Origin of the sequence: Parafrankia discariae (genome assembly GCF_000373365.1) — a bacterium.
Taxonomy (GTDB): Bacteria; Actinomycetota; Actinomycetes; order Frankiales; family Frankiaceae; genus Parafrankia; species Parafrankia discariae.
Genome location: NZ_KB891147.1, coordinates 1 through 4,345, shown reverse-complemented (window position 1 = coordinate 4,345; position 4,345 = coordinate 1). Strand labels below are relative to the sequence as shown.

The window sequence follows — 4,345 nt, the reverse complement described above, 5'->3', positions numbered from 1 at the left end:
GCGATGCGGCATGGGGTGTTGCCGCGGACGTTGCATGTGGATGCGCCGTCGCCGCAGGTGGACTGGTCGGCGGGCGCGGTGGAGCTGCTGACCGACGCTCGGCCGTGGCCGGCGGGGGAGGAGCCGCGGCGGGCGGCGGTGTCGTCGTTCGGGATCAGCGGGACGAACGCGCACGTCATCCTGGAGGAGGCCCCGGCCCAGCCGGAGGCCCCGGCCGCGGGCGCGTTCGAGGTGACCCCGGTCGTCCTGACCGCCAGGACCGACGCGGCGCTCGCCGACCAGGCCGCCCGGCTCGCCGCCGCCCTCGACACCGCTCCCGACACCGATCCGGCGTCCGCGTCCGCGCTCATCGACCCCGCGCTCATCGACGTCGCCTGGACGTCCGCCACCCGCGCCACGCTGCCGCGGCGGGCCGTCGTGCTGGCCGGGACCATCGGCGAGCTGCGAACCCACCTCGCCGTCCTGGCCGGCGAGCATGGGAAGTCCGCCGGCGGCGCCGGCCTGGCCCGCGGGACGGCGGCCGAGGGCCGCCTCGGTGTGGTGTTCACCGGTCAGGGTGCGCAGCGGTTGGGGATGGGCCGGGAGCTGGCCGCGCTGTTCCCGGTGTTCGCGGCTGCGTTCGGCGAGGTGTGCGAGCTGCTGGACAAGCATCTGGACCGGCCGTTGCGGTCGGTGATCGACGCCGAGCCCGAGCTGCTGGACCGGACGGGGTATGCGCAGCCGGCTCTGTTCGCGGTCGAGGTGGCGTTGTTGGCGCTGGTCCGCTCCTGGGGTGTGGACCCGGAGGTGGTGGCCGGTCATTCGATCGGGGAGGTCACCGCCGCGTATGCGGCGGGGGTTCTCGACCTGACGGACGCGGCCGCGCTGGTGGCGGCGCGGGGTCGGTTGATGCAGGGGCTGCCGGCGGGCGGCGGGATGCTCGCGGTAGGCGCGGCCGAGGCCGAGGTACTCGGCGCGCTCGCCGCGGCCGGGCTGGCGGTCGACCTCGCCGCGGTGAACGGCCCGGCGTCGGTGGTCCTCTCCGGCCCGCTCGACCTGATCGACCAGGCCGCCGTCGTCGCGGCCGGTCGTGGGTGGAAGACCGGGCGGCTGCGGGTGAGCCACGCGTTCCACTCGGCGCTGATGGAGCCGATGCTGGCCGAGTTCCAAGCGGTCGTGCGCGGCCTGCTGTTTCAGGAGCCGCACACCGACGCGGTCTCGACCGTCACCGGAGCCGAGGTCGGCCCGGGTGAGTGGTCGGACCCGGCTTACTGGGTGGCCCAGGTGCGCCGGCCGGTCCGCTTCGCCGACACGGTCGCGACGATGGCCGCCCAGGGCGTCACCCGGATCATGGAGATCGGCCCCGACGCCGTCCTCACCCCGCTGGTCGGCGACACCCGGCCGCAGGCCGTCGCCGTGCCCACCCTGCGCCGCGGCCGCGCCGAGAGCACGACCCTGCTCGCCGCGCTGGCCGCCCTGTTCGTCGACGGCACCGAGATCCACTGGCCGGCCGTGTTCGCCGACACCGGCGCCCGCACGATCGATCTGCCCACCTACGCCTTCCAGCACCAGCGGTTCTGGCTGGAGTCGGCGGCCGGCCCGGGTGACCTGACCGCCGCCGGCCTGCGCTCCGCCGAGCATCCGCTGCTCGGCGCGGCCGTGCTGCTCGCGAACGACGACGGCATGCTGCTCACCGGACGGCTGGCGGCACGGACGCCACCGTGGCTCGCCGAGCACACCGTGTTCGGCGCGGCCGTCCTGCCCGGCACCGCCCTGCTGGAGTTGGCGCTGGTCGCCGGTCGCCAGATCGGCGCCCCCGGCGTGGCCGAGCTGTTCCTGCACACGCCGCTGACCCTGCCCGACCATGACCACGGCGGCCTGCGTCTCCAGGTGATCGTCGCCCCACCCGGCGCGGACGGCCGCCGCCCGATCACCATCCACTCCCAGCCCGAGGACGACGACACCGCCGCCTGGACCGCGCACGCGTCCGGCGCGCTGGCCGCCGACGCCGGGACGGACGTCCACGGCGGTGCCGGCGGGGCCGGCGGAGCCGCGGAGGCCGAGCCGGGGCTGGTCGCCTGGCCCGCACCGGACTGGGCCGAGGTGCCGGTCGCGGACGCCTACCCGGCCCTCGCCGCCGCCGGACTCGACTACGGCCCCACCTTCCAGGGCCTGCGCCGGGTGTGGCGGCGCGGCGACGACGTCTTCGCCGAGGTGAGCACCCCGGCCGAGACCACCGGCTACCACCTGCACCCGGCCCTGCTGGACGCGGCGCTGCACGCGATCGGCGTCGGCGGCCTGGCCGGTGCCGACACCGTCCGGCTGCCGTTCGCGTTCACCGGCGTGCGGCTGCTCGGCCCGGCCGGCGCGCGGCTGCGGGTCCGGCTGGCGGGCGGCGACAGCCCGGACACGGTGCGCCTGTTCCTCGCGGACGGCTCCGGCTTCCCGGTGGCGATGATCGACGGCCTGACCCTGCGGCCCGCCGCCGCGGATCGCTTCGCCTCCGCCGGGCTCGCCGCGGACCGCCTGCTGTACGGGATCGACTGGGTCGACCAGCCGGTCCCCACCCTCCCCGACCGACTCGACGGCCGCGGCCGCGGTGACGGCCCCGGCGGCGGCACGGTGCCGTCCGGCTGGGTGACCGTCACGCCGGGCGCGCCGCTGCCGGCACCGGACGAGGTACTCGTCGTCGTCTGCACCGGGACGGGTGAGGACGCCGGGCAGCGCGGCGAGACCGGCGAGGCGGCCGGGGCGGACGGCGAGGAGCACGGCGGCGCGCTCGCGGTGCTGGTGCGGGAACGCTCCGCCGCACTGCTCGGCACACTGCAGGAGTGGCTCGCCGACCCCGGCCGGACGGACGGCCGGCTGGTGATCGTCACCCGCGGCGCCGTGGCGACGTCCGACGGCGACCCGGTCGCCGACCTGGCGGGCGCGGCGCTGTGGGGGCTGGCCCGGTCCGCGCAGTCGGAGAATCCGGGCCGCATCCAGCTGATCGACCTGGACGGTCCGGCCGACTGGTCCGTTCTGCACGCCGTGGTGGCCGCCGGGCTGCCGCAGGCCGCCGTGCGGGGCGGGGCGGTGCGCGCGCCGCGCCTGACCCGCCTCACACCGGCCGACCTGGCCGCCGACCCGCCGTCCGCCGCGGTCGGTGCGCCGGCGGCGGGGTTCGGCGCGGGCACCGTCGTGCTGACCGGCGCGACCGGCACGCTGGGGGTGGCGCTCGCCCGGCATCTGGTCGCCACGCACGCGGTGACGAAGCTGCTGCTGCTGTCGCGGCGTGGCCCGGCGGCGCCCGGCGCGGCCGGGCTCGTCGCCGAGCTGACCGCGGCCGGCGCCCAGGCCGACGTGGTGGCCTGCGACGTCGCCGACCCCGACGAGGTCACCGCCGCCCTGCGTGGCGTCGATGTGTCGGCGGTCGTCTACGCGGCCGGCGTCCTGGACGACGGGCTGCTCACCTCGCTGACGCCGCCGCGGCTGGCCGCGGTGCTGCGCTCGAAGGTCGACGGGGTGCTGAACCTGCGGGCCGCCACCGCCGGCCGCGACCTGTCCGCGTTCGTCCTCTACTCGTCGGCGGCCGGGGTGTTCGGCAACGCCGGCCAGGGCAACTACGCGGCGGCGAACAGCTTCCTCGACGCCTACGCCGGACGGCTGCGCGCCGCGGGCGTGCCGGCGGTCTCCCTCGCCTGGGGACTGTGGGACACCGAGACGGGCATGAGCGGCGCGCTCGACGAGGGCGCCCGGACCAGGCTGCGCCGCGGCGGTGCGCTGCCCCTGACGGTGGAGCAGGGCCTCGCCGCCTTCGACCGCTCCCTGGCCACCCGCCGCTCCCTCGTCGTGCCGCTGGCCCTGGACGTGCCGGCGCTGCGCGAACTCGCCCAGGCCGACGCCCTCCCCGAGCTGCTGCGCGGCCTGGTGCGGGTTCCGTCCCGGCCGGCGGCCCGCGCCGACTCGGCACTGGGCGGCCAGCTCGCCGCGCTGCCCGCCGCCGACCGGCTCCGGGCGGTGTCGGCGCTGGTCGGTGCACAGGTCGCCGGTGTGCTCGGCTACGCCTCCGCCGACGAGCTGGAGCCCGGCCGGGCCTTCAGTGAGCTGGGCTTCGACTCGCTGATGGCGGTGGAGCTGCGCAACCGGCTGGCGGCGGCCACCGGCCGGCGGCTGCCGTCGACGCTGGTCTTCGACTATCCCAACGCGGCCGTGCTGGCGGACTTCGTCGCCGGGGAACTGGCCGGGACCGCCGCGCTGGTGGTGGCCCCGGTGACGGCGGCCGGTTCCGACGAGCCGGTGGCGATCGTGGGGATGGCGTGTCGCTATCCGGGTGGGGTCTCCTCTCCCGAGGAGTTGTGGGAGCTGGTCGCGTCGGGTGGTG

Annotated in this window: 1 protein-coding gene; it reads left to right on the top strand. The window is 77.2% G+C overall.

What is annotated here, in order from left to right; translation table 11 throughout:
- Window positions 1–36 precede the first annotated feature (36 nt).
- The coding region (locus B056_RS35685; RefSeq protein ID WP_018501291.1) for a type I polyketide synthase at window positions 37–4,345 on the top strand (4,309 nt) is incomplete at its 3' end.